This window comes from Amycolatopsis thermalba (assembly GCF_023376025.1).
In the GTDB taxonomy this organism is placed as follows: Bacteria; Actinomycetota; Actinomycetes; order Mycobacteriales; family Pseudonocardiaceae; genus Amycolatopsis_E; species Amycolatopsis_E thermalba.
In genome coordinates this window covers 2,162,976-2,188,544 of record NZ_CP091196.1, presented here as the reverse complement: position 1 = coordinate 2,188,544, position 25,569 = coordinate 2,162,976, and the positions used below count along the sequence as shown (strand labels likewise).

The window sequence follows — 25,569 nt, the reverse complement described above, 5'->3', positions numbered from 1 at the left end:
GCGCACCACTGGCACGGCCAACCTGTCAAGTATTGCAGACGCGTCCCCGGCCGGATCACCCGGCCTGCCGCTGCCCCGACCGGACACGGTCGAGCACGGCGAGATCGCGCTCGTCCAGGGTACCGTCCGGCAGCCGGTCGAGGAGATCGGGGCGGCGCAGCAGCGTTCGCTCCAGGGCCTGGTCGCGCCGCCAGCGGTCGATGAGCGCGTGGTTGCCCGACCGCAGCACCTCGGGCACGGACAGGTCGCGCCACACCTCGGGGCGCGTGTAGCTGGGGCCTTCGAGCAGGCCGTCGGAGAAGGAGTCCTGCTCGGCCGACACCGGGTTGCCCAGGACGCCAGGCAGCAGCCGCACCGTGGCCTCGACCATCACGAGCACCGCGGCTTCGCCGCCGACCAGCACGTAGTCGCCGATGGACACCTCGTCGACCGGCATCCGGCGCGCGGCGTCGTCGATCACGCGCTGGTCGATGCCCTCGTAGCGGCCGCAGGCGAACACCAGGTGCTTCTCGCGGGCGTAGGAGCGCGCCATCTCCTGGGTGAACGGGCGGCCCGCCGGCGTCGGGACGACCAGCCGGGTGTCCGGACCGCAGACGGCGTCCAGCGCGTCGCCCCAGACCTGGGGCTTCATGACCATGCCGGGACCGCCGCCGTAGGGCGCGTCGTCGACGGCGCGGTGCACGTCGTGGGTCCAGTCCCGCAGATCGTGCACCCCGACCTCGATCAGCCCGCGCTCGATGGCGCGGCCCAGCAGCGCGGCCCGCAGCGGGTCCAGGTACTCGGGGAAGATGGTGACGACGTCGATCCGCACGGCGCGAGCGTAACCAGCCCGTCAGCCGGCGTCGTCGAGCAGGCCCTCGGGGGATCGATGACGACCCGGCCGCCCTTGACGTCCACCACGGGCACGATGGCCTGCACGAACGGGACGAGAACGGTGCGCCCGTCGCGGTCGAGCGCGAGCAGCTCGCCGTGCGGGGCGTGCACCACCTCGGTGACGGTGCCGATCACCTCGCCGTCGCTCAGCTCGGCACGCAGACCCTCGAGTTCGTGGTCGTAGAACTCGTCCGGGTCGTCCGTGGGCGGCAGATCGGCGGTGTCGGCGAGCAGCAGGGCGCCGCGCAGGGCCTCGGCGGCCTCGCGCGTCACCACCTGCTCGAACGTGACCAGCAGCCGCCCGCTGTGTGGGCGGGCGGCTGCGATGGTCAGCGGGCGCGTGGTGCCGTCGCGGAACCGCGCGGTCACCGTCGCGCCGTCGCGGAAGCGTTCCTCGGGCGAGTCGGTCCGGATGTCCACGGCGAGTTCACCGCGCACACCGTGGGCCTTGGCGACCCGCCCGACGACGACGTCCACGGATGGGTCAGCGGTCGGTGTCGACGACGTCCACGCGGACGCCGCGGCCACCGATGCCGCCCATGACGGTGCGCAGCGCGGTCGCGGTCCGGCCGCCGCGGCCGATGACCTTGCCGAGGTCGTCCGGGTGGACGTGGACCTCGAGCGTGCGGCCGCGGCGGGTGGTGATCAGGTCGACCCGGACGTCGTCCGGGTTGTCCACGATCCCGCGCACCAGGTGTTCGAGGGAGTCGGCGAGGAAGCTCACGCCTCGTCCTTCGCCGCCTCGTCGTCGGCCTTCTTGGCCGACTTCTTCTTCGGCGTGGTGGCCTCGTTGGCGGGCTCGTCACCGGCCGCCGCGAGGGCCGCGTTGAACAGCTCCTCCTTGGACGGCTTCGGCTCGGCGGTCTTCAGCGTGCCCTCGGCGCCCGGCAGGCCCTTGAACTTCTGCCAGTCACCGGTGATCTCCAGGATGCGCTGCACCGGCTCGGTCGGCTGCGCGCCGACACCCAGCCAGTACTGGGCCCGCTCGGAGTCGACCTCGATGAAGCTCGGCTCGGACTTCGGGTGGTACTTGCCGATCGACTCGATCGCCTTGCCGTCCCGGCGGGTGCGGGCGTCGGCGACGATGATGCGGTAGTACGGCGCACGGATCTTGCCGAGGCGCTGGAGCTTGATCTTGACGGCCACGGTGTGTGGGTACTCCTTGGTTCTCTGCGTGCTCGCGGGTGTCGGGTCACGATCCGTGTGGGGACACCGGACGAGTACCCGAAGCTTTCGGTCGCCACGGCACGGTGAGAGGGCCCGGCCGCAGCAGGCAAGCGACTATTCTGCCAGACCCGGTCGCGCGGCCCGCACCGGGCGTCTAGATCGCCATCACTCCCAGCGCCGTGAGCAGCATCGCCACCGCGGGCAGGAAGTTGTTCATCTGGTGGGCCACGATGCTGCCGAGCAGGCGGCCGGTGAGCAGGCGGGCCAGGCCGATCGGGATGGCGATCACCAGCAGCAGCGTGGTGCGCAGCGGTTCCAGGTGGCTGGCCGCGAACACCGCCGTGGACAGCAGGAACGCCGCCAGCCGGGCCCACTTCTCCTGACCCCAGTGCAGCCGTTCGACGGCGCTCCACAGCAGGCCGCGGTAGATGATCTCCTCGCAGATCGGCCCGAGCAGCCACAGGTAGGCGAACATCACGATGGCGGCGCTCACCGACATCGGCTGCTCCTCGACCAGGGCGCTGATCGCCGATCCGGCGTTGGCCTCGCCGACCGCCTGGGTCCAGATGAACGCGCTGACCGTGGTCAGCACCAGCCCGAAGCTGCCGAGTTTCAGCCCGAGCTTGACGTCCTCCCAGCGCCAGGACAGCCGCAGGTCGGTGAACGGGCCGTTGCCCCGCACCTTGGTGATCAGGATCGCGACCAGCGCGGCGAGGACGGTCGGGGCCATCGTGCCGATCAGCACGTCCCGCGCGGGCAGCGGCTGACCGGGTGGTGCCGGGCCGAGCAGGACGCTGACGAACGCGGCGGAGGCCAGCAGGACGGCCTCGACCACCAGGAAGGCGCCGAACCCCCAGCGGTGCGCGGGCGCGGCCTCCGCGGTGGCGGGCAGATCAGGCGGGTCGAGCTCGCCCGGATGTGCCGTCACGGCGTGCCTCCCTCTGATCCTCGCCCAGCACCTACCGAGCCTAGTCGCCATGGTCGTTCCGCTCAGGACCCGGTGAACAGCAGCAACGCCGGGACCAGGTTGTTCGCCGCGTGCGCGACGAAACTCGCCCCCACGCGGCCGGTCCGCCACCGCGCCGCGCCGATCAGCAGCCCCTGCGTCAGCAGCGCGAGCGTGCGGGTCGGTTCGCCGTGCAGGTAGGCGAAGACGACCGCGGTGAGCACCAGGATCACCCACTGCGGGACGCGGTGGTGTTCGAGCGCTCCCCACAGCGAGCCGCGCATCAGCAGCTCCTCGGCCATCGGCGTGGCGACCACGACGACGAGCGCGGCGAGCGCGAGCCACACGAACTCGTCCCGGCCGCCGTCCTCGGCGAGGTCGGTGAGCGGGCTGTCGGAGATCCGGTCGGTGCCGTAGATGCCCAGCAGCACCAGGTTCACCAGGTACCCGGCGAGCAGGGCGAGCGCACCGCAGGCCAGGCCCACCTTGACGTCGCGCAGGGTCGGGAGCCAGCCGAAGTCGCGCCGCGGCCCGCTCCCCCAGCGCCGCGACGCGACCAGCGGGGCGAGGCCGAGCAAGAGGCTGGGCACGAACGCGAGCAGCAGCACCGGGCCGACGTCGAGCAGTTCCAGCGGGTCGACGCTGGCGTGCCCGGACCGCAGGGCGGTCATCACGACGGTCACCAGGTGGTACACGCCGAGGCCGGCGAAAAACGCGAGGAAACCCCAGTGGGCGCCGAAGACCAGCCGGGTGCGCACGTCCTCTCCCTGGCTCAGCCTCATGGGTTTCAGGCTATGTGGCTGCGCGCGATCGATCGACCCCGGGGCGTGAGCGGTGTCACCGGATCCACAGCGGCAGCAGGCCGACGACGACCAGCACGGCCGTGGCGAGCGCGGCCGGCAGCACGCGGACCGGGGTGAGGACGGCGCCGGTGAGGAGTGCGGCGAGGTAGATGCCCTCGCGCCGGGCCAGCCAGCCGACCGCGCCCGCGACGACGAGCGCGATCGGCACGGCGAACACGAGCCCCAGGCCGCGGATGATCTGCATCGCCGCGCAGTGGCCGATGCCGGGGACGAAGTGGGGCACTAGCGGGGGTTCCCGGCGGCGTCGGCGACCAGTTCGCCCCTGCGTTCGGGCCCGGAGCGTTCGACGAGGACCGTGATCTCGACCGGGCCGCCGCCCGGGGGCCGGGTGATCCGCACCTCCGCCTCGCCGGTGGCGTCGGGGAACCGCTGGCGGGCGAGGCCGACCAGGCCGGGGATCGCGCCGAAGTCGACCTCGCGCAGGTCGAACGCGTACTCCGGATCCGGTCCGGTCATGTCCCGCGGCACCGGCTGGAGGTCGCCGTCGCGGTAGATCAGCGCGCGGTCGCCGCGCTGGCCGCGGAGGTAGTCGTCGCCGATCGCGATCAGGTCGTAGGTCGTCGCGACGCCGCGGAGCTCGTCCAGGCCGGCTTCCAGGCCCTCGGCCGTGAGGAGGTCCTGGTTGTCCGCCCGGAGCGGGAGCAGGCCGGCGGCGACCAGCACGACCGTCGCGACCGCGGCCTGCTTCCACCCGCCGAGCGCACGCCCGTTCGCCCGGGCGACGACGACGGCGAGCGTGGCCGCGGCGCCGACCGCGAAGGCCGCGAGGTAGAGGCCCTCCCCCAGGACGAGCCCGCCGACGACGCCGACGACGAGCAGGGCCAGCGGGACCGCGTAGAGCAGGCCCAGCGCCTTGATGATCTTCACCCGTGCCATCTTGATCAGTTTGCGGGCGGGACGGTAGCGGCATTTCGGCCGACAGTGGGCGGGGGTGGCGGGTGGGGGGTCAGGGATCGCTGCGCCGGGCGGCGCAGGCTGGGCCCCAGGAGACAGCGGGGCCACGGGGCGGAAATGATCGCGCCGGGCGGCGCAGAGCTGGGGCCACGGCGGGGTGCGGCGCCGGGCCGGAGATCGCCGTGCCGGGCGGCGGTGGGCTGGGTGCCGCGGCGCGGTGCGACGCCGGGTATCGCCGTGCCGGGCGGCGCAGAGCTGGGGCCACGGCGGGGTGCGGCGCCGGGCCGGAGATCGCCGTGCCGGGCGGCGGTGGGCTGGGTGCCGCGGCGCGGTGCGACGCCGGGTATCGCCGTGCCGGGCGGCGCAGAGCTGGGGCCACGGCGGGGTGCGGCGCCGGGCCGGAGATCGCCGTGCCGGGCGGCGGTGGGCTGGGTGCCGCGGCGCGGTGCGACGCCGGGTATCGCCGTGCTGGGCGGCGCAGAGCTGGTTGCCACAGCGCGGTGCGGCACCGGGGCTGGAGAAGGCTGCGTCGGGTGGGGGTGGGCTGGGTGCGCGGCTCCAGCGGGGCCGCCAGCGAGTCGCTGCGGGGGGCGGTTTCGGCGGCGCTGCGCGGCCGCTACCCGTGGCGGTTGGGCGTCAGTGGATGATCGCGCCGCGGAGGATTATGTGGCGTGGGTTGCGTAGGGCCGACAGGTTCTCGCGCGGGTCGGTGTCCAGGACCAGGAAGTCGGCGGGTGCGCCCTCGCTCAAGGCCGGGTGGCCGAGCCACTCCCGCGCGGCCCACGAACCCGCGGCCAGCGCCTGCTCCGCCGTCATCCCGGCGCGGTGCAGCGCCTCCAGCTCGTCCACCAGCCGGCCGTGCGCGATCATGCCGCCCGCGTCGCTGCCGGCGTAGACCGCCACGCCGGCGTCCAGCGCGTTGCCGACCAGCTCGCCGACCCGCGCGTACAGGGCCCGCATGTGGTCGGCGTACACCGGGTACTTGCCCGCCGAATCGGCGATGCCCGGGAAGTTCTCGATGTTGATCAGCGTCGGCACCAGGGCCGTGCCGCGGCGGGCCATCTCGGCCAGCAGCGACGGGTCCAAACCCGTGCCGTGCTCCAGGCAGTCGATGCCGGCGTTGATCAACCCGGGCAGGGCGGCCTCGCCGAAGACGTGCGCGGTCACCCTGGCCCCGGCCTCGTGGGCGACCTTGATCGCCTCCGCCAGCACGTGGTCCGGCCACAGCGGCGCGAGATCGCCCACCGAACGGTCGATCCAGTCGCCGACCAGCTTGACCCAGCCGTCGCCGTCGGCCGCCTGCTCGGCGACCGCGGCGGGCAGCTCGTCGGGGTGCGACAGGTCGATGCCCAGGCCCGGGATGTACCGCTTGGGCAGCGCGAGGTGCCGTCCGGACCGGATGATCCGCGGCAGGTCGGCGCGCTCCTGCAGCGGCCGGGTGTCGATCGGCTGGCCGCAGTCGCGGATCAGCAGCGTGCCCGCGTCCCGGTCGGCCAGCGCGTTGACCACCGCGCCGTCGAGGTCGGTCGGCCCGTCCGGCCCGATCGCCGGGTGGCAGTGGGCGTCGACCAGCCCGGGCACCAGGAAACCGTCCGTCACCAGGGTCCGCGCGCCCTCGACGGGCGTGTACGTGACCTTGCCGTCGCTGATCCAGACGTCGCGCTGCTCACCGTCGGGCAGCACCACTGCGCGCAGGTGCATCTACTTGTTCTTCGGCAGCTTGAACTTGGACGGGTCGAAACCGGGCACGTCGTTCAGGCCGCCGCCCAGCTGGGACAGGTCGGGCATCCCGCCGCCGGCGCCGCCGGGCGGGAGCATCGGCATGCCGCCGGGGAACCCGCCGCGCACCTTGGGCTGCGTCGGGCCCTTGCCCTTCTTCCCCTTCTTGCCCTTCTTGCGCTTGGTCGCGCTGCCGCCGCCGAACCCGAAGCGGCCGGCCATCTGCTGCATCATCTTGCGGGCTTCGAAGAACCGGTTGACCAGGTCGTTGACCTCGCGCACGGTCACGCCCGACCCCTGCGCGATGCGCTGGCGGCGCGACCCGTTGATCATCTTCGGGTCGGCCCGCTCGGCCGGGGTCATGCCGCGGATGATCGCCTGCAGGCGGTCCAGGTGCTTGTCGTCGACCTGCGCGAGCTGGTCCTTCATCTGCCCGGCGCCGGGCAGCATGCCGAGCAGGTTGCCGATCGGGCCCATCTTGCGGACCGCGAGCATTTGCTCCAGGAAGTCCTCCAGCGTGAGCTGGCCGGTGCCCAGCTTCGCCGCGGCCTTCTCGGCCTGCTCCTGGTCGAAGGCCTGCTCGGCCTGCTCGATCAGGGTGAGCAGGTCGCCCATGCCGAGGATCCGGCTGGCCATCCGGTCCGGGTGGAAGGTGTCGAAGTCCTCGAGCTTCTCACCGTTGGAGGCGAACAGGATCGGCTGGCCGGTGACCTGCCGGACGGACAGCGCCGCACCACCGCGGGCGTCACCGTCGAGCTTGGTCAGCACCACACCGGTGAAGCCGACGCCGTCGCGGAACGCCTCGGCCGTGGTGACCGCGTCCTGACCGATCATCGCGTCGACGACGAACAGGATCTCGTCGGGCTGGACCGCGTCGCGGATGTCCGCGGCCTGCTTCATCAGCTCCTCGTCGACACCCAGCCGCCCGGCGGTGTCGACGATCACGATGTCGTGCTGCGCGTGCTTGGCCTCGTCGATACCGCGGCGGGCCACGTCGACCGGGTCGCCGACGCCGTTGCCCGGCTCCGGCGCGAAGGTCTGGACCCCGGCGCGCTCACCGACGACCTGCAGCTGCGTGACCGCGTTGGGGCGCTGCAGGTCACACGCGACCAGCAGCGGCGCGTGCCCCTGCTTCTTGAGGAACAGCGCGAGCTTGCCGGCCAGCGTCGTCTTACCGGAACCCTGGAGACCGGCGAGCATGATCACGGTCGGCGGGTTCTTGGCCAGGCTCAGACGGCGGGTCTCGCCACCGAGGATGCCGATGAGCTCCTCGTTGACGATCTTGATGACCTGCTGCGCCGGGTTGAGGGCCTCGGAGACCTCGGCGCCCTTCGCGCGTTCCTTGACGTGCGCGATGAACTCCCGGACGACGGGCAGCGCGACGTCGGCCTCCAGCAGCGCGATGCGGATCTCGCGCGCGGTGGCGTCGATGTCGGCGTCGGTCAGCTTCCCCTTGCCCCGCAGGTTCTGCAGGACCGAAGTGAGCCGGTCGGAGAGGGTGTCGAACACGGGTGTGCACGCTCCAGCTGGTCGTGGTTGTGCCGCCTGCGGCGTCCCACCAGGGTAGCCGCTGCGGACGGGTGGCCTGTCAGGCCTGTCGTTCGGCCAGCAGCCGCATCCCGCCGGGCTCCAGCAGCACCACGCACGGCACCAGCTCGGTCGTGTCGTACTCCGAGCCCAGCACCTGCTCGTGGATCGCCTCGGCCCAGCCCGAATCCGCACCGGCCACGAACAGCTCGTCGGGGCAGGGCAGGCCGACCACCAGCCGCTCCTCGCCCAGGTTGCGGGCCATCTGCGCGCCGAAGTCGTCCAGCGCCAGCGCCGATCCGGCGAGCCAGTCCTCCCGGGTCAGGTGCAGCAGGTCGCCGCGCTCGCCGCGGTGACCGGTGACACGCAGGCCGCGCTTGAGGTTCGCGCCCGCCTCGGCCAGCAGCTCCGCGAACGGCGGTGAGCCCAGCTCCTGGTAGCCGTGCGTGGTGACGTGGTGCATGCCGAGCGTGCCGCGCGGGGTGGGGCCGACGTGGGCCAGCGCAACCGACAGGCGGCCGGGCACCAGCGGGTGGTGCGGGATCGAGCCGAGCACCTCGGCGCGCGGCGACGACGCGCTCCACAGCACCGGCAGCAGCTCCGGCGCGGGCGCGGCCTGCTCCGCCAGCACGCGCTCGGCCTCGGCGAACGCGGCGGCCCAGCCGTCCGGGCCGGGCCGGTCGAAGCTGTAGGTGTGCTGGGCGCCGGGGAACATCAGGGCGACGAACCCGAGGTCTTCGGCGTCGAGCTCCCACTCGCTGTAGACGGCGGTGACGTCCGCGGGCTGGACCTGCCGTTCGGCGCGCACCTGCGCCCACGCCTGCCGCAGCGCGTCGTCGGCCACGGTGGGGGCGCTCGCGACGACCGGTTCGTCCAGGCCGTGCACCCGGAAGGCGACGAGGTTCTGCGTCACGTCGGTGTTCACGCCGCGCTCACCAGTCCCGCCAGCGCCGGGTGGGCGCGGCCGACGTCGATCGTGGTGATGGAGTACTCGGCGACCCCGGCCCGCACGAACGGGTCCTCGGCGGTGATGGCCAGTGCCGCGGCCCGGTCGACGCCGCGGGCGAGGATCGCGCCGCCCTCGCCGGCCGGCACCGTCTGGCCGGAGGCGATGAACGTGCCGGCGGCGTGGTGCCGCTCGAGGTACTCGACGTGGCCGGCGATGTGCGGCGCCACGTCCGCCTCGCCCCTCAGGTAGCGCAGGATCAGCAGATGCAGCATGGGCGACATCCAACCGCGCAAGGGAAAGTGCGGGTGGCCCGCCCCCTCGCCGGGCCACCCGCACACGCACGCCGCGGGCGCCGGTCCCCCGGTGCTCGCCGTACCCCCAGTACCAGCGAGTTCCTCCGGACATCCGTGGCGTGATGTCGGTAAGACTGCCGGTTCCGCGCGGGCCGGGGCAGCGTGAAGACCCCCAAGTAGCCCTAGGTAGATCTACTCAGGATGCGGGTGCGCGCAGGGGTGTGACCCGCTTCGCCCGGGGGCGTGACGCGGGTTTCGACGAATTGTTCAGCGCGGTGATTTGGGCGCGGACTTCGCCTTCGACGTGGCCTTGCGCGCGCGGGTCTTCGCGTCGGCGGCCTTCTTCGCGGCGGCCTTGGCCTTCGCCACGCCCTGGTCGGCGTCGGCGCGGTCCTGCGCGCTGCTCTGCAGGGCCTGCAGCAGCTCGGTGACGCCCTCGTCCTGGATCGCGGCCGTCGGGCGGACCACCTGGCGGCCCTCGACCTTCGCGTCGACCAGGTCCTGCAGCGCGGCCGCGTAGCCGTCGGTGTAGGCGGACGGTTCGAAGTCGCCGGAGAGGTTCTCGATCAGGTTCGCCGCGGCCCGCAGCTCGGGCATGCGCAGGTCGATGTCCTCGTGCAGGAAGGGGAAGTCGGGGCGGCGGACCTCGCTCGGCCAGTGCATGGTGTCGAGCACGATCAGCTGGTCGCGCACCCGCAGCGCGCCCAGGGTCTCCCGCTGCCGGATCGCCACCTTCACCAGCGCGACGCGGCCCGCGGTGAGCAGTGCCTCGGCCAGCAGCACGTACGGCTTGGTGGCGGGCACCTCGGGCTCCAGGTAGTAGCTCTTCATGAAGTACACCGGGTCGATCTGCGACGGCGGGACGAACCCGCACACCTGGATCGAGTGAGCGCTTTCCGGCGCGAGCGACGCCAGCTCCGCCTCGGACAGGACCACCACGTCCCCGCCCGGCAGCGCGTAGCCGCGGCCGACCTCCTCCGCCGGGATCTCCGCGCCGTCGACCTCGCAGACCCGCTTGAACCGCAGCCGCCCGCCGTCGGTCAGGTGGAGCTGGTGCAGGCCACTGCCGGGCTCCTCGGTGGCGCTGTACGCCTTCACCGGGATGGCGAAGCTGCCGACCCCGATCGTGCCCTTCCAGACTGTCCGCATCCCACCGACGTTAGTGACGCGGAAACGACGTTCAACAGCTACAAACGGGTGTTCTCACCGGCGTTCGCGGCGATGAACGCGGCCAGCGGCGCGCTTTCGCCGAGCGCGTCGGCCGAATAGCCGAACGCGGCGCCCGCCGCTTGGAGGATCTCCACGAGGGCGGCCATTTCCGCCGACGGCATCGCGGCCAGCGCACCGAACCGCGCTTCGCCGAGCCGCTCGGCGAGCCCGGTGAGCGCGCCGGACAGGTGGCGCTGCCCGGCGACGAGGTGCTTGAGGACGGCGACGATCTCCCCGAGATCGGTTTCCGGGGCCCGGTCCAGCTCCGCGGCGCAGGCCTCCAGGTGCGCGGCGGCGACCGTGAGCGGCAGGATCGTCGACTCTGGCACGAGCGACATCCTGCCACCCCCGATCAAGGAAACCGTGGCGACACCCCGGAGCGGATCAGCTCGCCGCGGTGAGCACCGCCTGCTCGACCCGCTGCCGCCACGCCGGGTCCAGCTTCCCGCCGCGCGGGGAGACGGCGAAGGAGTCCACGGCCGCGGCGCCGAGCGTGGCGACCTTGGCCCACTTCACCTCCGCGCCGCACGACCGCAGCGCCCCGGCGACCCGGTACAGCAGGCCGATCCGGTCGGTGGCCCGCAGCTCCAGCACGACCGTGTTCGAGCCGCTGGTCTCGTCGTCGAACCACAGCACCTTGGGCTTGGCGGCCACCCGGGTCGGCTGGTAGTCGCGTTCCTTCGCCGCGATCTTCGCCTCCAGCGCGAGCCCGCCCGCGACGGCTCGCGCGAACTGCTCGCGCAGCAGCGACGGGTCCGGCAGCGACCCGAACTTCGGGGACGCGGTGAAGATGCCGGCGCGCCCGCCGTCGTGGCCGCGCAGGACCGCGGTGTGCACCTCCAGCGAGTGCAGCGCGAGCACCCCGGCCGCCGGGGCCAGCAGGTCCGTGTGCGCGGGCGCGGCGACCACGACGGTCGCCATCCTGCCGTCGTGCGTGATCAGCACCTCGCTGCGGCCGGACGCCACCGCCGCCGAGACCAGCTCGCGGCGGCGCGCGTCGAGCGGCTCCGGCGGGCTGAACCCGTTGCCCTGCACGGCCTGGCGGCACCGGTTGACCAGGCCGGCGACCAGCCCGGCCTTCCAGTCGGTCCACATGCCGGGCCCGGTGGCCAGCGAATCGGCCTGGGTCAGCGCGTGCAGCAGCTCCAGCAGGACCACGTCGTTGCCGACGGTCTTGGCGACCCGCGCGATCGTGGCCGGTTCCTCGATGTCGCGGCGGGTCGCGGTGTGCGCCAGCAGCAGGTGGTGCCGCACCGCGGCCGAGACGAGCGCGGCGTCGGCGGCGGGCAGCCCGATGCGCTGAGCGACCTGCAGCGAGATCGCGGCGCCCAGCTCGGAGTGGTCGGCCTCGCGGCCCTTGCCGATGTCGTGCAGCAGCGCGGCCAGCAGCAGCAGGTCCGGCCGGGACACCGTGGTGGTGAGCTTGGCGGCCTCGACCGCGGTGTGCACGAGGTGCCGGTCGACGGTCCACGAGTGCACCGGTTCGCGTGGCGGCAGATCCCGCACCGCGCCCCACTCCGGGAACAGCCGCGCCCACAGCCCGGTCCGGTCCAGGGCTTCGACCGCGTCGATCAGGCCCTCGCCCGCGCCGAGGAGTTCGGTGAGCGAGTCCCGCGCGTCGGCCGGCCACGGCGTGCGCAGTTCCGGCGCCGAATCGGCGAGCGTGCGCAGGGTGCCGTGCGAGATGGGGGTGCGCGTGCGGGCAGACGCGGCCGCGACCCGCAGCAGCAGCGCCGGATCCTTGGCCGGGACGGCGTCCCGCGCCAGCGCGACCTCGTTGCCGTGCAACACCACGCCGTCGTCCAGCGGGGTCCGGCTGGGCCGCCGGGAAAACCGCCCGCGCGGCACCTCGGCGGTGGCGCGCAACGCGACGTCGACCGCGTAGCCGACCGCGCGCCCGGCGCCGGACAGCTTGCGCGCCAACGTGAACCGGTCGCCGAACCCGAGTTCGGCTGCCACCAGCTCGGCGTCCACACCGGACAGCACGTCCCGGTCGCGGCGCAGTTCGCGGCGCATCTCGGTGCGCACGTCCAGCAGCAGTTCCCGGGCCTGGCGCAGTTCCTCGCCGGGCCGGCCGGTGAGCTGGGCGGCGGCCAGGGCCTCCAGCACCCCGAGGTCCCGCAGCCCGCCGCGGCCGTACTTCAGGTCGGGCTCGGCCGACTGGGCGATCTCCCCGCTGCGCTGCCAGCGCTTGCGGGTCGATTCGGCGAGTTCCGGCAAGCGCTTTCGCGCGGTGCGGCGCCACTGGTCGCGCGCCGCCGTGGCGAGCCTGCCGGTCAGCTCGGCGTCCCCGGCGATGTGCCGGGCGTCGAGCAGTCCCATCGCGGTCCGCAGGTCCTCCGAGGCGACCTGGAGGGCCTCCCCGGGGGTGCGGACCGAGTGGTCGAGGCCGATGCGCGCGTCCCACAGCGGGTACCACAGCGCATCGGCGATTTCGGCGATCCCCGGGTGCTGGTTGTGGACCAGGACCAGGTCCAGGTCCGAGAACGGCACGAGCTCACGGCGGCCGAGGCCGCCGACGGCGACCAGCGCGACACCGGGTTCGGCGGTGTCCACGCCGGCCGCCGCGGCGGCCTTGCTGAGCCAGAACTCGTACAGGTCCACCAGCGCGGCGCGCAGTGCCGAGGCACCGAGCCTGCCGTGCCGGCCCTCCAGCAACCGGTTCGCCGCCTTGGCGAGTTCCCCCCCGACGACCATCCGGTGCTTCCCTAGAGCGCGTCCGTACCGCGCTCGCCGGTACGGACGCGGACCACGGTCTCCACCGGGGTCACCCAGACCTTGCCGTCACCGATCTTGCCGGTGTGCGCGGCGTTCACGATGGCTTCGATGACCTTCTCGACGTTCGCGTCGTCGGTGAGGACCTCGACCCGCAGCTTGGCCACGAAGTCCACGGCGTACTCGGCGCCGCGGTAGACCTCGGTGTGGCCCTTCTGGCGGCCGTAGCCCTGCACCTCGCTGACGGTCATGCCGAGCGTGCCCAGCTGCTCCAGCGCGGCGCGGATGTCGTCCAGCGTGAACGGCTTGACGATCGCGGTGATCAGCTTCATGCCTTGCTTCCTTCCAGGGCCGCCCCGTCCTTCGACGGCAGCGAAGCGGGGGTCGATCCACTGTGGCCGCCGATGCTGCCACCCACGAAGTCGTACGCGCTCTCCGCGTGCTGCGCCTCGTCGATGCCGCCGACCTCGTCCTCCTTGCTGACCCGGAAACCGCCGGCGACCTTGATGATCCCGCCGAGGATGAGGGTGACGACGAACGAGTAGCCCAGGACCACGAAGGCCGCCGCGGCCTGCTTGCCGAGCTGGCTCCAGTCACCGCCGTAGAAGATGCCGTCCACGCCGAGGGAGTTGACGCTGGTGGTGCCGAAGAAGCCGATCAGCAGCGTGCCGACCAGGCCACCGACCAGGTGGACGCCGACCACGTCGAGCGAGTCGTCGAAGCCGAGCTTGTACTTCAGGCTCACCGCCAGCGCGCACACGGCGCCGGCGATGACACCGATCGCGATCGAGCCGAGCGGTGACACGAAGCCCGCGGCCGGGGTGATGGCGACCAGACCGGCGATCGCGCCGGAGGCCGCGCCCAGCGTGGTCGGCTTGCCGAAGCGCAGCTGCTCCACGATCAGCCAGCCGAGCACGGCGGCGCCGGTGGCGACGGTGGTGTTGGTGAAGGCGACACCGGCGAGGTCACCGGCGCTCAGCGCGGACCCGGCGTTGAAGCCGTACCAGCCGAACCACAGCAGGCCGGCGCCGAGCAGGACGAACGGCACGTTGTGCGGGCGGCCGGTGTCCCGCGGCCAGCCGCGGCGCTTGCCCAGGACCAGCGCCAGGGCCAGGCCCGCCGCACCGGCGTTGATGTGGACCGCGGTGCCACCGGCGAAGTCGAGCGCCTTGAGCTGGTTGGCGATCCAGCCGCCGGTCGCGTCGGCGCCCATGAAGCCGTCGAAGGCGAACACCCAGTGCGCCACCGGGAAGTAGACGATCGTCGACCACAGGACGACGAACAGGGCCCAGCCCCAGAACTTCGCACGGTCGGCGATCGCACCGGAGATCAGCGCGGGCGTGATGATCGCGAACATCAGCTGGAACATGGCGAACACGAGCATCGGGATCGCGTTGCCGCCCGGCCACGGGATCTCCGGCGCGGTGTCGGTGGCGGCGGTGGCGTACCCCACCAGCTGCCCCCAGGTGTCCGACATACCCGCGAAGTCGAAGCCGCCCAGCAGACCGCCGAACGCGTCGTCACCGAAGGCCATGGTGAACCCGTAGAGGGTCCACAGCACGGCGACGATCGCCAGGCAGATGAAGTTCATCATGAGCATGTTCAGGACGCTCTTCACGCGGACCATGCCGCCGTAGAAGAACGCCAACCCTGGTGTCATGAGCATGACCAGCGCGGCGCTGGCCAACACCCACGCGGTGTCTCCTGCGTTCAGCACATCGTCCTCCCGTACCCGAGATATTGACGGGCAGTTTTCGATTCCCGTGTTTCACGACGGCACTTCGCGCGTTTCCCCCGGGTGAACTGTGGCGCCGCTCTTGTTACGAGCACGTTTCGCGCGACCAGGGCGGATATGTCCGGTCACGAAACGTCGGCGTCGAATACCGGCCGTCACCGGTGACCGTGGGTGAGCCCGGCGGTGTGGTGAGATGAGGGCATGACCAGGCCCGGCACGCTGCCCAGCGCCGTCGTCGCGGCGTTGCGGTGCCCGCTGTGCGCGTCCCCGTTCACCCTCGACGGGCGATCGCTGCGCTGCCCGGCGCGGCACTCGTTCGACCTGGCGAAGCAGGGGTACGTGAACCTCCTGCACGCCGGTATCCCGGCGGGCACGGCGGACACCGCGGAGATGGTCGCGGCGCGGGTGGCGTTCCTGGGGGCCGGGCACTACGGCGGGCTCCGGGACCTGGTGGCCGAGGTCGCGGCGGGCACCGGCGGGGACGGGCTGGTCGTGGACGCCGGGGCCGGGACGGGCTACTACCTCGCCGGGGTGCTCGACCGGCTGCCGGAGGCGGCGGGGCTCGCGCTCGACGTTTCCGCGGTGGCGCTGCGCCGGGCCGCGAAGGCGCACGACCGGCTGGGGGCGGCGGTGTGGAACCTGTGGGAGCCGTGGCCGGTCGCGGCGGAGGCGGCCGCGGTGGTGCTGAACGTGTTCGCGCCACGCAACGCCGCGGAGTTCCGGCGGGTGCTGCGTCCGGGTGGCACGCTGCTCGTCGTGTCGCCCGAACGGGGGCACCTCGGCGAACTGGCGGCGGTGGCGCCGGTCCTGGAGGTCGACGCGCGGAAGGAAGAGCGTCTCGACGCGGCGTTGTCGGAGCAATTCGACCTGGTTTCCCGGCGGGCGCTGCGGGACCGGGTGACGCTGAAACCGGACGACGTCCGCGACGCCGTGCGGATGGGGCCGACCGGGCACCACCCGGACCGCCTGGCCGCGCTCGATGACGTGACCGAACCGGCCGAGGTGACGCTCGCGTTCTCGCTGTCGGAGTACCGGAGGACCCCATGACGGCCGTGCCCGCGACCGCGATCACCGACCGGGACTGGCTGTCCGGGCAGCTGCACCTGGCCGCCGGGCTGTACGGCGACGCGGGACCGGTCGTGCTGGGCACGATCTGGTGGTACTCGGTGTCGGCGGTGCTGGTGACCCCCGCGCTGGACCCGCTGGTCGCGACCGGGCGCGCGATGGACCCCGCGCTGGAGGCGGTGACGCTGGACGTGGTGCCCGACGGCCGGGTGCTGGACGCCCGCTCGTCCCGGCCGCTGGGCTCCGATGTGGACGAGATCGGCAAGGCGCTGGCCGGTTCGCTGGACGCGGGGATCGCCGCCGTGGCCGAGGTGAGCGGCGCCGGAACCCGCGCGTTGTGCGCGATCGCGACGGACTCGATCGCGAACGTCCTGCTGTGGGCCGGGAAGGCGGCCGGAGACGTGGCGCGAGGGGTGTCGCTGGCGGGTGCGGTGGTCGCGGCGGTGGGCGACCACCTGCCCCGGCCGCGGTTCGTGGAGGTCGGCGGCACCCCGGTGGTCCGGCGGGCGTCGTGCTGCCTGATCTACCGGACCGGCGGGGCGCCCAAGTGCGTCAGCTGCCCGCGCCAGACCCCGGCCGAGCGGGCCCAGCGGTTGCGGATGACGTTCGGCTGAGGCGGGTGCCGGCCGGGAGCAGCAGGCACACCGGCAGCGGCTGGAGGGCGAAGACCCCGAGCAGGGCGATTCCCGCCACCATCGCCCCGGCTGTCCACAGTGGCCAGCCCAGCTCGCGGCCCTGCACCAGCGGGTACAGCGCGGCGGCCAGGGGCACCACCACTGCGATCGGGACGTTGACGAGGAACACCGTCCGCCAGCCCCAGCCGAAGAGGCCGGCCTGGGTGAGGAGACCGCCGAGGAGCGGTCCGGCCAGGCCGCCGATCGGGAACGTCATGCCGTAGAACCCCCTCGCCCGGCCCTGCTCGTCCGCGGGGAACCCGACCCGGATGAACGACAGCACCTGCGGCACCATCAGCCCGGCGAACACACCCTGCGCGACGCGGGAGCCAGCAGCACCCCGGTTCCGGGTGCGCACCCGGCGAGCAGCGACGCGGCGCCGGCGACGAAGACCGGCCGGTGCCCGAACCGGTCGCCCAGCCTGCCGCCGGTGATCAGGGTGACCGCGAAGGCCAGCGTGTAGGCGGTCGCGCTGGATGGCCGGCAGCGCGATCACGACGATCTGGTTGTCGACCATGTCCATGAAGACGGCTGCCGGCAGCAGGGCGAGTGCCGCCCAGCGGGCGCCGGTAGCGGCGCTCGAGACCGCGCGGTTTCCCCCGGACGAGGAGTTCGGCGAGCTGATCAAGAGCTACGTGCGACCAGCCTGGACCCGCAGCTGGGAACAACTCGCGCGACTGTTCGGCAAGGCGGACTGAGATCACCGGCCGTCCGCCGCGCGGGAACGCTCGCCCCACCCGCGGACGGGGAGGTAGCGTCGGCCGGGTGAGTGAGCGCAGCTGGGGCTTCCGCACCCGCGCCCTGCACGCCGGCGGGACTCCCGATCCGGTGACCGGGGCGCGGGCGGTGCCGATCTACCAGACCACGAGTTTCGTCTTCGAGGACGCGGCCGACGCGGCCAACCTGTTCGCGTTGCAGAAGTACGGCAACATCTACAGCCGGATCGGCAACCCGACCGTCGCGGCGTTCGAGGAGCGCCTCGCGAGCCTCGAAGGCGGCATCGGCGGCGTCGCGACCAGCAGCGGGCAGGCGGCGGAGTTCCTCACGTTCTCCGCGCTGGCCGAGGCGGGCGACCACATCGTCTCGGCGAGCGGGCTCTACGGCGGCACGGTCACGCAGCTGTCCGGGACGCTGGCCCGGTTCGGCGTGGAGACCAGCTTCGTGGCCGGGGACGACCTGGACGACTACGCGGCCGCGATCACCGACCGCACCCGGCTGATCTTCACCGAGGTCATCGGCAACCCGAGTGGCGGTATCGCGGACCTCGCCGCGCTCGCCGGCCTCGCGCACAGTCACGACATCCCGCTCGTGGTCGACGCGACGCTGGCGACGCCGTACCTGTGCCGCCCGATCGAGCACGGCGCGGACATCGTGCTGCACTCGGCGACGAAGTTCCTCGGCGGGCACGGCACCACGCTCGGCGGGATCGTCGTCGAATCGGGCCGGTTCGACTGGGGCAACGGGAAGTTCCCGCGGATGACCGAGGTCGTGCCCAGCTACGGCGGTCTCAAGTACTGGGAGAACTTCGGCGAGTACGCGTTCTGCACGCGGCTGCGCGCCGAGCAGCTGCGCGACATCGGCGCGGTGCTGTCGCCGCACTCGGCGTTCCTGCTGCTCCAGGGCGTGGAGACGCTGCCGCAGCGGATGGACGCGCACCTGGCGAACGCCCGCGCCGTCGCGGAGTTCCTGGACGCCGACGACCGGGTGGCGTGGGTCAGCTACGCCGGCCTGCCCGGGCACCGGCACCACGAGCTGGCGCGGAAGTACCTGCCGCTCGGGCCCGGCGCGGTGTTCTCGTTCGGGATCAAGGGCGGGCGCGCGGCGGGGGAGAAGTTCGTCGAGTCGGTCGAGCTGCTGTCGCACCTGGCCAACGTCGGCGACGCCCGCACGCTGGTCATCCACCCCGCCTCCACGACCCACCAGCAGCTCTCCGACGAGCAGCTGAAGGCCGGCGGCGTGGGCCCGGACCTGATCCGGCTGTCGGTCGGGCTGGAGGACGCCGAGGACATCCTGTGGGACATCGACCAGGCGCTGACCGCGGCGGTGAAGGCCGCATGAGCCTGGAGACGACCGTGCCGTCCGGGGCCGTCCGGTCGGAGTCGCCGCTGTCCTGGACCCCGCCGACCGCGCGGGAACGGCTCGCGCTGCTGTCGCGGACGAAGTCGGTGACGATCGTCGGCGCGTCGGACAACCCGGCGCGGCCGAGCTACTTCGTCGCGACCTACCTGCTGTCCGCCAGCCCCTACGAGGTGAACTTCGTCAACCCGCGGCTGTCGTCGCTGCTGGGGCGGCCGGTGTACCCGTCGCTGGCCGACGTGCCGGGTGAGCTGGACCTGGTCAGCGTGTTCCGCAAGCACTCCGACCTGCCGGAAGTGGCGGAAGAAGTGATCGAGGCGGGTGCGCGGACGCTGTGGCTGCAGCTGGGCCTGTGGCACGAGCCGGTGGCGCAGCGGGCGAGCGAAGCGGGCCTCGAAGTGGTGATGAACCGGTGCGTGAAGATCGAGCACGCGCGGTTCGCGGGCGGCTTGCACCTGGCCGGTTTCAACACCGGGGTGATCTCGTCGCGGCGGCGCCTGAAGCCCTGATCCCGCGGCGGGAAAAGCGATTCGCCGCGGCTCACCCTCCACTGAGGCTGGCCGATCGTGTCAGACTCGGTGGCGTGGCGGGAAGTTCCCCGGGTGGAGGTGGGTTGTGCTGGTCATGGCAGACGGTGTGAAGGTGACCTACGTCGGCGGTCCGACGGTGCTGCTGGAGCTGGGTGGCAAACGGTTCCTGACCGACCCGACGTTCAGCCCGGCCGGCGTGCACGAGACGACGCCGGGGCGGCCGCTGACCAAGACCGAGGACCCCGGCCTGTCCGCGGCGGAGGTCGGGCCGGTCGACGCGGTGCTGCTGTCGCACGACCAGCACGCCGACAACCTGGACCCGGACGGCCGGCGGTACGTCGGGGAGGCCCTGCTCACGCTGACCACGCCCAGCGGCGCGCGGCGGCTGGGCGGCACGGCGCAGGGGCTGGCGCCGTGGCACCAGCTGCACATCGGGCCGGTCGCGGTGACCGCCGTGCCGGCCCAGCACGGGCCGGCGGGCAGTGAGGAGCTGACCGGGGAGGTCATCGGGTTCGTGCTGACCGGGAAGGACCTGCCGACGGTGTACGTGAGCGGGGACAACGCCTCGCTCGACGTGGTGCGCGACATCTCCCGCCGGCTGCGGCGGCTGGACCTGGCGGTGCTCTTCGCCGGCGCGGCACGCACGTCGCTGTTCGAGGGCGCTCCGCTGACCCTGACCAGCGAGGACGCCGCCGAGGCCGCCCACGCGCTGCGGGCGCGCAACATCGTGCCCGTGCACACCCGCGGGTGGGCCCACTTCAGCGAGGGCCCCGACGAGGTGCGGAAGGCGTTCGCCGGGGCGGGCCTGAGCGACCGGCTGCACGTCCTGGAACCGGGTGAAAGCACCGTGATCCGCTAACGTCGGGGGCGTGATCGAAACCGGATTGCGTGGCCGGACGGTGCTGGTGACCGGTGGCGCGGGTGGCATCGGCGCGGCGATCAGCCGGGCGTTCGCCGCCGAGGGGGCGCGCGTCGCGGTGCACCACCTGGCGGAGGACGCGCCGCCGCCGGAGGGTGGCGAGTGGGCGCACGTGACGCCCGCGGCCGAGGTGGCGGTTTCGCTGGCCCGGGAGCTGGGCGGGATCGCGGTCGCGGCGGACTTGGCCGACCCGGACGGTCCACGGCGCCTGGTGGCCGAGGTGGCGGAGCGGCTCGGTCCGGTGCAGGTGCTGGTCAACAACGCGGCGCACTGCGAGACGCCGGACACGATCGACGCGTTGTCGGCGTCGTCGCTGGAGCGGCACTACCGGGTCAACGCGGTGGCGCCCGCGCTGCTGATCGCGGAGGTGGCCCGCCTGCGGGGCGCGGAACCGCCGTGCGTGGTGAACATCTCGACGGACAGCGCCCGGGCCTTCCCGGGGCAGATCGGATACGGCACGTCGAAGGCGGCGCTGGAGGCCCTGACGCGGGCGAGCGCGCTGGACCTGGGCGCGCAGGGGATCCGGGTGAACGCGGTCGCGCCGGGGCCGGTGCAGACGGGCTGGATGAGCGCCGCGCTCGAGGAGGAGGTGCGCGGCCTGGTGCCGCTCGGCCGGGTGGGTGAGCCGGAGGACATCGCCGACGCGGTGGTTTTCCTGGCGTCGCGGCAGGCGCGCTGGATCACGGGTCAGGTGCTCCAGGTGGCGGGCGGGCACGCGCTTTGAGGCTTGCCCACGCGGGCTGGTAGCCGGCAACCCAGCCCGCGGCGCCGCGCCGGCCGTGGGCGGGGCACCCGGACAACCGACCGGCGATCCTCAGCCCGCCGTATCCCGGAACCGTCGCTCGAACGTCTCGCGTCCCCGCTCCGTCAGTGCGCCCCACAGGCGCAGCCGGGCCATGCCGCCGTCCGGGTGGATGTCCAGGCGCACCTCGCTCAGTTCGCGCGGCTCCGGCACCAGGAAACGGTGCCTCGTGTCCGGTTGGAGGCGCGTGCGCGGCAACACCTCGAACCACGGGCCGTCCAGGCGGCCGCTCAGCGACGCCCACCCGGGCGCGTTGCCCTTGAAGTGCGTGGTGTCCAGCTCAGCCAGCCGCGGCACGCCCGCGCCCGCCAGCGCCACCGACACCCAGTCGTTGCCGTCGTCGCGGCGGCGGGCCGTTTCCCAGCCCTCCCCCATCACCGCGGCGAAACCGGGCGAGATCAGGTTCGACGGCGACGAGTAGAACATGTTCGAGCACCCCGTCACCCGCGCGCCGTTCTCCAGCGCGGCCAGGTCCAGCGCCGCCGGGTCGACCAGCCGCGGGTCGGCCACCGGCGCGCCGTGCACCCGGAACCGCGCGACTCCCCCGTCCGGGTGGATCGTCAGCCGCACGTGCGTCCAGCGCCGCCCCGAGGACACGGCGAAGAAGTTCTCCGAGTCACCCCGCACCTCCGATTTCGGCACCAGCGGCGTCCACTCCAGCTCCAGCAACTCGGCCGGGCTCGGATACCCGTCGACCGCCACCGCCTCCACCGACGCGAACGGCGGGTAGTTCCCGGTGAAGAACGCCGTGTCGACCACCACCCCGGCCACCACACCCGGCAACCCGAGACGCACGATCGCCTGGTCGACGCCCGGCTCCCGGCGCCGCCGCGTCTCCCACCCGTCGTAGATCTGCCCCTTGTGCCCGAAGTTCCACGGCCGGAACTCCGCGGGCCCCGGCTTGATCAGGTTCTCCCGCTCGGCGAAGGCCTCGTCGTTGGCCCACACCACGCTGCCACCGGCCCGGCGCGACGCCAGATCCGGCTCATGAGTCCACTCCGGACGCTCGGTCAACACTGCCCTCGATTCAGCAACTCGCCCCGGGGATCGTCCCCGGTGACTTCCTGGCCCCGCAACCACGTCTGCCGCACCACACCCCGCAACGGGCTGCCGTCGTAGGCGCTCACCGGGTTCCGGTGACGCAGCTTCGCGACGTCCACCACGAACTCCTCGTCCGGCGCGAACACGCAGAAGTCGGCGTCGTACCCGGCCGCGATCCAGCCCTTGCGCGTCATCCCGGCCAGCTCGGCCGGACGCGTCGCCATCCAGCGCACCACGTCCGCCAGCCCATGCCCACGCTGCGCGGCGCCGCTCCACACCGCGGGCAGCCCGACCTGCAACCCGGAAATCCCGCCCCACGCCGCACCGAAGTCGCCGCTGTCGAACCGCTTCAGCTCCGGCGTGCACGGCGAATGGTCGCTCACCACGCAGTCGATCACACCGTCGGCCAGCCCCTGCCACAGCAGCTCGCGGTTGCCCGCCTCGCGGATCGGCGGGCAGCACTTGAACTGCGTCGCGCCGTCGCGGATCTCCTCCGCCGCGAAACTCAGGTAGTGCGGGCACGTCTCGACCGTCAGCGCGACCCCCTCGGCCCGGGCCGCCGAGATCATCGGCAGCGCGTCCGACGAGGACAGGTGCAGGATGTGCGCCCGCGCCCCCGTGCGCCGCGCCAGCTCGATGACCCGCGCGATCGCCCGGTTCTCCGCCTCCCGCGGCCGCGACGCGAGAAATCCCGAGTACCGCGGGCCGTGCGGCCGGGGTGCGGCGTCGATCGTCGGGGCGTCCTCGGCGTGCACGATCATCAACGCGCCCAGTCCGGCGAGGATCCGCAGGTCCGCCTCCAGTTCGGCGTCGTCCAGCGGCGGGAACTCGTCGACGCCGGAGTGCAGCAGGAAGCACTTGAACCCGAACACCCCGGCCTCGTGCAGCGCCGCCAGGTGACCGCCGTTGCCGGGGATCGCGCCGCCCCAGAAGCCGACGTCCACGTGCACGCGTCCGGCCGCGGCCTTCCGCTTCACCTCCAGCGCGTCCGGGTCGACCGTCGGCGGCAGGCTGTTCAGCGGCATGTCCACGATCGTGGTCACCCCGCCCGCCGCGGCCGCCCGGGTGGCCGTCTCGAAGCCCTCCCACTCGCTGCGGCCGGGGTCGTTGACGTGCACGTGCGTGTCGACGAGCCCCGGCATCAGGACGACGTCGTCGCCCAGCTCGACCACCCGGTCGCCGGACAACGCCGCACCCGGTTCGACGGCCACGATCCGCCCACCCGAGACACCCACCGAGCACGGCCCGGTACCCGCGGCCGTGATCGCGCGCCGCGCCCGGAAGACCAGTTCCACCCGCACTCCTTTCGTCCGCTTCCAGTTTCCCCGCCCGGGCCGTTACCGTGCCGACGTGGAACTGGAAGCCGAGTTCACCACCGAACCGTTCCGCGGCGAAGGCGAGCCGCCCGAGCACGCCGTCCGGGCCCGGACCGCCGCCGAGCGGGCCGGGCTGTCCGTGGACTTCGGCCCGCTCGGCACCACCGCCCGCGGCGACGCGGACGCCCTGCTCGACGCGCTCCCGGCCATCGCCAGGGCCGCGCTGGCCGGCGGCGCGACCCGCCTGACCCTGCAGCTGTCCACGCCGGCCGCCGCCCGGGAACCGGCCGGCGCCCCGCCCACCACGCTGGAGCGGCTGATCACCGAGGTCGAGCGGGAGCTCGGCACCCGGCTGGCCGACCTGGACCGGCCCGGCAAGCAGCGTGCCGTGCGCCTGCTGGAGGAACGCGGCGCGTTCGCCCTGCGCAAGGCCGCGCCCACCGTCGCCGAAGCACTCGGCGTCACCCGGTTCACGGTCTACAACTATCTCAATCGCCAGCCCTGACTTCAACAAATTGTTGACGCTCGTCGAACACGACCGTAACGTCTTTTTCCCAGAATCGGCAGCACCGTGATCCGGAGGAACACTTGACTGTCACGCTCGCCGAGTTCAACACCGCACCCGCCGACGAAGCCAGGGACCTGCTCACCGCGTGCCTGGACGTCCCGCGCTGGGTCGACGCGGTGCTGGCCGGACGGCCCTACCCCGATCTCGCCGCGCTGACCGCCGCGGCCCGCCGCACCCTGACCGCGGACGAGACCAGGCGGGCCATCGCGGCGCATCCGCGGATCGGCGACCGATCCGCGGGCGGCTGGTCGCGCGCCGAACAGTCCGGTGTGGACGATGACGCGGCCGCGCAGTTCCGCGCCGCCAACGCCGAGTACGAGGAGCGGTTCGGGCACGTGTTCCTGGTCCGCGCGAGCGGGCGCAGCGGCGAGGAACTGCTGGCGAACCTGCGGGAGCGGATGCACCACGACCCGGACACCGAACTGGCGGTCGCCGGGCGGGAGCTGGTCGAGATCGCCGTGCTGCGGCTGGACAAGGCGGTGACCGCATGAGCCTGGTGACCACCCACGTCCTCGACACCGCCGCCGGCCGCCCGGCCGCGGGCGTCCCGGTCCGGCTGGAAACGGGCGACGGCACCCCCATCGCCCGGGGCCGCACCGACGACGACGGCCGCATCCGCGACCTCGGCCCGGACGAACTGGACCCCGGCGTCTACCGGCTGGTCTTCGACACCGGCGCCCACCTCGGCCCGGACGCGTTCTTCCCCGAGGTCACGGTGTCCTTCCGGATCTCCGACGGCACGCAGCACCACCACGTGCCGGTGCTGCTGAGCCCGTTCTCCTACTCCACCTACCGCGGGAGCTGACCATGGGGATCACGCTGGGCCCGAACCAGTACGGCAAGGCCGAGGTCCGCCTGGTCACGGTGACCCGCGCCGGGGACGTGCACCACCTCAAGGACCTCACCGTGTCCACCGCGCTGCGCGGTGACCTCGCGAAAACCCACCTGACCGGCGACAACTCCGACGTGGTCGCCACCGACACGCAGAAGAACACGATCTACGCCTTCGCCAAGGAGAGCCGGGTCGGCGAGATCGAGGACTTCGGGCTGCGGCTGGGACGGCACTTCGTCGGCGAGTTCGGCCAGATCACCGGCGCGCGCATCACGATCGACGAGCACGGCTGGGACCGCATCCCGGTCGGTGGCCGCCCGCACGACCACGCCTTCTCCCGCTCGGGCGAGGAAAAACGCACCACCGTGGTGACGATCGAGAACGACCGCGCGTGGGTCGTGTCCGGCCTGCGCGACCTGGTCGTGCTCAAGTCGACCGGCTCGGAGTTCCACGGCTTCCCGCGCGACAGGTACACGACGCTGGCCGAGACCGACGATCGCATCCTGGCCACCGCCGTCACCGCCCAGTGGCGCTACCAGGGCAGCGACCTCGACTGGCGCACGAGCTTCGCCGAGATCCGGCGGATCCTGCTGGAGACCTTTGCCACGAAACACAGCCTCTCGCTGCAGCAGACCCTGTACGCGATGGGCGAAGCGGTTCTGGAAGAACGCGGTGAGGTGGCCGAGATCCGGCTGTCGATGCCGAACAAGCACCACTTCGTGGTGGACCTCAGCCCGTTCGGGCTCACCAACGACAACGAGGTCTTCCACGCCGCGGACCGTCCGTACGGTCTGATCGAAGGAACCGTCCTGCGCGACGACGCGGAGGACCCGGGCCCCGCCTGGCGGTAGCGCCG

At 72.9% G+C, this 25,569-nt stretch carries 30 protein-coding genes and 1 pseudogene; 11 read left to right on the top strand and 20 right to left on the bottom strand.

Annotated features, from left to right (window positions below):
- Window positions 1–55: 55 nt before the first annotated feature.
- From trmD to L1857_RS10715, 17 genes and pseudogenes are all read right to left on the bottom strand, one after another.
- Window positions 56–811 carry a tRNA (guanosine(37)-N1)-methyltransferase TrmD gene (gene trmD, locus L1857_RS10795; protein WP_094007860.1) on the bottom strand — a complete coding sequence of 252 codons (756 nt, stop codon included), beginning with the start codon at window positions 809–811 and terminating at the stop codon, window positions 56–58.
- A 21-nt stretch (window positions 812–832) separates the two neighbouring features.
- Window positions 833–1,350, bottom strand: a pseudogene (gene rimM, locus L1857_RS10790) (ribosome maturation factor RimM).
- A 7-nt stretch (window positions 1,351–1,357) separates the two neighbouring features.
- Window positions 1,358–1,597 (bottom strand): RNA-binding protein, encoded by a 240-nt coding sequence (locus L1857_RS10785; protein ID WP_017987579.1) that lies wholly within the window; start codon window positions 1,595–1,597, stop codon window positions 1,358–1,360.
- Window positions 1,594–2,019 (bottom strand): 30S ribosomal protein S16, encoded by a 426-nt coding sequence (gene rpsP / locus L1857_RS10780; RefSeq protein ID WP_094007858.1) that lies wholly within the window; start codon window positions 2,017–2,019, stop codon window positions 1,594–1,596. The genes L1857_RS10785 and rpsP overlap by 4 nt, the downstream gene beginning before the upstream one ends.
- A 175-nt stretch (window positions 2,020–2,194) precedes the next feature.
- On the bottom strand, window positions 2,195–2,968 hold the full coding sequence (locus tag L1857_RS10775; RefSeq protein ID WP_094007857.1) for a CPBP family intramembrane glutamic endopeptidase: 774 nt from the start codon (window positions 2,966–2,968) through the stop codon (window positions 2,195–2,197).
- A 62-nt stretch (window positions 2,969–3,030) separates the two neighbouring features.
- A complete protein-coding gene (locus L1857_RS10770) occupies window positions 3,031–3,768 on the bottom strand; it encodes a CPBP family intramembrane glutamic endopeptidase (RefSeq protein WP_094007856.1) in 738 nt (245 codons plus the stop codon).
- A gap of 55 nt (window positions 3,769–3,823) precedes the next feature.
- Window positions 3,824–4,072, bottom strand: coding sequence for a hypothetical protein (locus L1857_RS10765; RefSeq protein WP_249464940.1), 249 nt, complete (start codon window positions 4,070–4,072; stop codon window positions 3,824–3,826).
- Window positions 4,072–4,725 carry a hypothetical protein gene (locus L1857_RS10760; protein WP_143266235.1) on the bottom strand — a complete coding sequence of 218 codons (654 nt, stop codon included), beginning with the start codon at window positions 4,723–4,725 and terminating at the stop codon, window positions 4,072–4,074. Before L1857_RS10760 ends, L1857_RS10765 begins: the two co-directional genes overlap by 1 nt.
- 654 nt (window positions 4,726–5,379) lie before the next feature.
- Window positions 5,380–6,444 (bottom strand): amidohydrolase family protein, encoded by a 1,065-nt coding sequence (locus L1857_RS10755; protein ID WP_094007853.1) that lies wholly within the window; start codon window positions 6,442–6,444, stop codon window positions 5,380–5,382.
- Window positions 6,445–7,971, bottom strand: a complete 1,527-nt coding sequence (ffh, locus tag L1857_RS10750; RefSeq protein ID WP_094007852.1) for a signal recognition particle protein — start codon at window positions 7,969–7,971, stop codon at window positions 6,445–6,447. It lies immediately after the preceding gene.
- Between the two features lie 79 nt (window positions 7,972–8,050).
- On the bottom strand, window positions 8,051–8,914 hold the full coding sequence (locus L1857_RS10745; protein WP_116110849.1) for a hypothetical protein: 864 nt from the start codon (window positions 8,912–8,914) through the stop codon (window positions 8,051–8,053).
- Window positions 8,911–9,210, bottom strand: coding sequence for a YciI family protein (locus L1857_RS10740; protein WP_205413257.1), 300 nt, complete (start codon window positions 9,208–9,210; stop codon window positions 8,911–8,913). Before L1857_RS10740 ends, L1857_RS10745 begins: the two co-directional genes overlap by 4 nt.
- 288 nt (window positions 9,211–9,498) lie before the next feature.
- Complete coding sequence (gene ku / locus L1857_RS10735) at window positions 9,499–10,380, bottom strand: non-homologous end joining protein Ku (protein ID WP_094007849.1); 882 nt, start codon at window positions 10,378–10,380, stop codon at window positions 9,499–9,501.
- Window positions 10,381–10,418: 38 nt separating this feature from the next.
- Window positions 10,419–10,778, bottom strand: a complete 360-nt coding sequence (locus tag L1857_RS10730; RefSeq protein ID WP_094007848.1) for a hypothetical protein — start codon at window positions 10,776–10,778, stop codon at window positions 10,419–10,421.
- A gap of 46 nt (window positions 10,779–10,824) precedes the next feature.
- Window positions 10,825–13,137, bottom strand: coding sequence for a [protein-PII] uridylyltransferase (locus L1857_RS10725; protein WP_249464938.1), 2,313 nt, complete (start codon window positions 13,135–13,137; stop codon window positions 10,825–10,827).
- An 11-nt stretch (window positions 13,138–13,148) separates the two neighbouring features.
- Window positions 13,149–13,487, bottom strand: a complete 339-nt coding sequence (locus L1857_RS10720; protein WP_017987570.1) for a P-II family nitrogen regulator — start codon at window positions 13,485–13,487, stop codon at window positions 13,149–13,151.
- Window positions 13,484–14,872 (bottom strand): ammonium transporter, encoded by a 1,389-nt coding sequence (locus L1857_RS10715; RefSeq protein WP_167481532.1) that lies wholly within the window; start codon window positions 14,870–14,872, stop codon window positions 13,484–13,486. The genes L1857_RS10720 and L1857_RS10715 overlap by 4 nt, the downstream gene beginning before the upstream one ends.
- 219 nt (window positions 14,873–15,091) lie before the next feature.
- Here L1857_RS10715 and L1857_RS10710 point away from each other — a divergent pair, with 219 nt between their 5' ends.
- On the top strand, window positions 15,092–15,937 hold the full coding sequence (locus tag L1857_RS10710) for a putative RNA methyltransferase (protein WP_116110845.1): 846 nt from the start codon (window positions 15,092–15,094) through the stop codon (window positions 15,935–15,937).
- Entirely contained in the window at window positions 15,934–16,569 is a 636-nt protein-coding gene (locus L1857_RS10705) for a (2Fe-2S)-binding protein (protein WP_094007845.1), read from the top strand. Before L1857_RS10710 ends, L1857_RS10705 begins: the two co-directional genes overlap by 4 nt.
- Here the strand turns inward: L1857_RS10705 and L1857_RS10700 are convergent.
- Window positions 16,508–16,987: an MFS transporter gene (locus L1857_RS10700; protein ID WP_162831057.1), complete on the bottom strand. Its 480-nt coding sequence runs from the start codon at window positions 16,985–16,987 to the stop codon at window positions 16,508–16,510. The genes L1857_RS10705 and L1857_RS10700 overlap by 62 nt on opposite strands.
- 118 nt (window positions 16,988–17,105) lie before the next feature.
- On the opposite strand from L1857_RS10700, the gene L1857_RS10695 reads away from it, so the two are divergent.
- The 5 genes from L1857_RS10695 to L1857_RS10675 all read left to right on the top strand — a co-directional run bounded on the left by L1857_RS10695 (window position 17,106) and on the right by L1857_RS10675 (window position 20,878).
- A complete protein-coding gene (locus tag L1857_RS10695) occupies window positions 17,106–17,327 on the top strand; it encodes a hypothetical protein (protein WP_162831056.1) in 222 nt (73 codons plus the stop codon).
- Window positions 17,328–17,394: 67 nt separating this feature from the next.
- On the top strand, window positions 17,395–18,687 hold the full coding sequence (locus L1857_RS10690; RefSeq protein ID WP_094007843.1) for an O-acetylhomoserine aminocarboxypropyltransferase/cysteine synthase family protein: 1,293 nt from the start codon (window positions 17,395–17,397) through the stop codon (window positions 18,685–18,687).
- Window positions 18,684–19,214, top strand: a complete 531-nt coding sequence (locus tag L1857_RS10685; protein WP_162830634.1) for a CoA-binding protein — start codon at window positions 18,684–18,686, stop codon at window positions 19,212–19,214. Before L1857_RS10690 ends, L1857_RS10685 begins: the two co-directional genes overlap by 4 nt.
- A 106-nt stretch (window positions 19,215–19,320) precedes the next feature.
- Window positions 19,321–20,094 (top strand): MBL fold metallo-hydrolase, encoded by a 774-nt coding sequence (locus L1857_RS10680; protein ID WP_205413256.1) that lies wholly within the window; start codon window positions 19,321–19,323, stop codon window positions 20,092–20,094.
- A 10-nt stretch (window positions 20,095–20,104) separates the two neighbouring features.
- Window positions 20,105–20,878 (top strand): SDR family NAD(P)-dependent oxidoreductase, encoded by a 774-nt coding sequence (locus L1857_RS10675; protein ID WP_094007842.1) that lies wholly within the window; start codon window positions 20,105–20,107, stop codon window positions 20,876–20,878.
- A 90-nt stretch (window positions 20,879–20,968) separates the two neighbouring features.
- On the opposite strand, the gene alc is transcribed toward L1857_RS10675, so the two are convergent.
- Complete coding sequence (gene alc, locus L1857_RS10670) at window positions 20,969–21,973, bottom strand: allantoicase (protein WP_116110843.1); 1,005 nt, start codon at window positions 21,971–21,973, stop codon at window positions 20,969–20,971.
- Window positions 21,967–23,292: an allantoinase AllB gene (gene allB / locus L1857_RS10665; protein ID WP_116110842.1), complete on the bottom strand. Its 1,326-nt coding sequence runs from the start codon at window positions 23,290–23,292 to the stop codon at window positions 21,967–21,969. Before allB ends, alc begins: the two co-directional genes overlap by 7 nt.
- A gap of 55 nt (window positions 23,293–23,347) precedes the next feature.
- Here allB and L1857_RS10660 point away from each other — a divergent pair, with 55 nt between their 5' ends.
- From L1857_RS10660 to pucL, 4 genes are all read left to right on the top strand, one after another.
- Window positions 23,348–23,818 carry a helix-turn-helix domain-containing protein gene (locus L1857_RS10660; RefSeq protein WP_094007839.1) on the top strand — a complete coding sequence of 157 codons (471 nt, stop codon included), beginning with the start codon at window positions 23,348–23,350 and terminating at the stop codon, window positions 23,816–23,818.
- An 83-nt stretch (window positions 23,819–23,901) separates the two neighbouring features.
- Window positions 23,902–24,372, top strand: a complete 471-nt coding sequence (gene uraD / locus L1857_RS10655) for a 2-oxo-4-hydroxy-4-carboxy-5-ureidoimidazoline decarboxylase (RefSeq protein ID WP_094007838.1) — start codon at window positions 23,902–23,904, stop codon at window positions 24,370–24,372.
- The gene (gene uraH / locus L1857_RS10650) at window positions 24,369–24,686 is read left to right on the top strand and encodes a hydroxyisourate hydrolase (protein WP_094007837.1); all 318 of its coding nucleotides are present in this window, start codon (window positions 24,369–24,371) and stop codon (window positions 24,684–24,686) included. The genes uraD and uraH overlap by 4 nt, the downstream gene beginning before the upstream one ends.
- Before the next feature lie 2 nt (window positions 24,687–24,688).
- Complete coding sequence (gene pucL, locus L1857_RS10645; protein WP_094007836.1) at window positions 24,689–25,564, top strand: factor-independent urate hydroxylase; 876 nt, start codon at window positions 24,689–24,691, stop codon at window positions 25,562–25,564.
- Window positions 25,565–25,569: the final 5 nt, after the last annotated feature.

Bases quoted from the DNA above. Each gene is read 5' to 3' on its own strand.
- L1857_RS10730 (WP_094007848.1), bottom strand. From the start codon at position 10,778: ATGTCGCTCGTGCCAGAGTCGACGATCCTGCCGCTCACGGTCGCCGCC.
- ku (WP_094007849.1), bottom strand. From the start codon at position 10,380: ATGCGGACAGTCTGGAAGGGCACGATCGGGGTCGGCAGCTTCGCCATC.
- L1857_RS10710 (WP_116110845.1), top strand. From the start codon at position 15,092: ATGACCAGGCCCGGCACGCTGCCCAGCGCCGTCGTCGCGGCGTTGCGG.
- uraH (WP_094007837.1), top strand. From the start codon at position 24,369: ATGAGCCTGGTGACCACCCACGTCCTCGACACCGCCGCCGGCCGCCCG.
- L1857_RS10725 (WP_249464938.1), bottom strand. From the start codon at position 13,137: ATGGTCGTCGGGGGGGAACTCGCCAAGGCGGCGAACCGGTTGCTGGAG.
- L1857_RS10695 (WP_162831056.1), top strand. From the start codon at position 17,106: ATGGCCGGCAGCGCGATCACGACGATCTGGTTGTCGACCATGTCCATG.
- L1857_RS10720 (WP_017987570.1), bottom strand. From the start codon at position 13,487: ATGAAGCTGATCACCGCGATCGTCAAGCCGTTCACGCTGGACGACATC.
- L1857_RS10770 (WP_094007856.1), bottom strand. From the start codon at position 3,768: ATGAGGCTGAGCCAGGGAGAGGACGTGCGCACCCGGCTGGTCTTCGGC.
- L1857_RS10740 (WP_205413257.1), bottom strand. From the start codon at position 9,210: ATGCTGCATCTGCTGATCCTGCGCTACCTGAGGGGCGAGGCGGACGTG.
- pucL (WP_094007836.1), top strand. From the start codon at position 24,689: ATGGGGATCACGCTGGGCCCGAACCAGTACGGCAAGGCCGAGGTCCGC.
- L1857_RS10755 (WP_094007853.1), bottom strand. From the start codon at position 6,444: ATGCACCTGCGCGCAGTGGTGCTGCCCGACGGTGAGCAGCGCGACGTC.
- L1857_RS10760 (WP_143266235.1), bottom strand. From the start codon at position 4,725: ATGGCACGGGTGAAGATCATCAAGGCGCTGGGCCTGCTCTACGCGGTC.
- L1857_RS10705 (WP_094007845.1), top strand. From the start codon at position 15,934: ATGACGGCCGTGCCCGCGACCGCGATCACCGACCGGGACTGGCTGTCC.
- L1857_RS10685 (WP_162830634.1), top strand. From the start codon at position 18,684: ATGAGCCTGGAGACGACCGTGCCGTCCGGGGCCGTCCGGTCGGAGTCG.